The following is a 1,224-nucleotide window of genomic DNA, read 5'->3' as shown; positions in this document are numbered from 1 at the left end:
AGTTCTGCCGGACTGGGGCGGTTACAGCGCATCATAGTCGAACCGGTTTGAAAGCCGGGCCGTAGTGGGTGCCAGCCCCGTAGACGAAATGGTGTTATGGCCGGATGTGTATCCCAAGTAGCACGGGGCCCGAGAAATCCCGTGTGAATCTGTCAGGACCACCTGATAAGCCTAAATACTCCCAGATGACCGATAGCGGACAAGTACCGTGAGGGAAAGGTGAAAAGTACCCCGGGAGGGGAGTGAAATAGTACCTGAAACCGTTTGCTTACAAACCGTCGGAGCCTCCTTGTAGGGGTGACGGCGTGCCTTTTGAAGAATGAGCCTGCGAGTTAGTGATATGTGGCGAGGTTAACCCGTGTGGGGCAGCCGTAGCGAAAGCGAGTCTGAATAGGGCGATTCAGTCGCATGTCCTAGACCCGAAGCGAAGTGATCTATCCATGGCCAGGTTGAAGCGACGGTAAGACGTCGTGGAGGACCGAACCCACTTCAGTTGAAAATGGAGGGGATGAGCTGTGGATAGGGGTGAAAGGCCAATCAAACTTCGTGATAGCTGGTTCTCTCCGAAATGCATTTAGGTGCAGCGTTGCGTGTTTCTCGCCGGAGGTAGAGCTACTGGATGGCCGATGGGCCTCAACAGGTTACTGACGTCAGCCAAACTCCGAATGCCGGTGAGTGAGAGCGCAGCAGTGAGACGGTGGGGGATAAGCTTCATCGTCGAGAGGGAAACAACCCAGACTACCAACTAAGGCCCCTAAGCGTGTGCTAAGTGGGAAAGGATGTGGAGTTGCATAGACAACCAGGAGGTTGGCTTAGAAGCAGCCACCCTTGAAAGAGTGCGTAATAGCTCACTGGTCAAGTGATTCCGCGCCGACAATGTAACGGGGCTCAAGCACACCGCCGAAGTTGTAGATTTCGCACACTCGATAAGCCTTCGTGGTTCAGTCGTGCGGAGTGGTAGGAGAGCGTCGTGTGGCGAGTGAAGCGGCGGAGTGATCCAGCCGTGGACGCTACACGAGTGAGAATGCAGGCATGAGTAGCGAAAGACGGGTGAGAAACCCGTCCTCCGAAAGACCAAGGGTTCCAGGGCCAGGTTAATCCGCCCTGGGTAAGTCGGGACCTAAGGCGAGGCCGACAGGCGTAGTCGATGGACAACGGGTTGATATTCCCGTACCGGCGAACAACCGCCCAAGCTAATCCAGTGGTGCTAAGAGTCCTAACCCG

Annotated in this window: 1 rRNA gene; it reads left to right on the top strand. The window is 55.5% G+C overall.

The features are described from left to right. Positions 1-1,224: ribosomal RNA gene (locus BM028_RS18095) — 23S ribosomal RNA — on the top strand; the annotation flags it as partial.

The organism is Curtobacterium sp. YR515, from assembly GCF_900113095.1.
Lineage (GTDB): Bacteria > Actinomycetota > Actinomycetes > Actinomycetales > Microbacteriaceae > Curtobacterium.
This window is presented reverse-complemented; position numbering and strand designations above follow the sequence as displayed.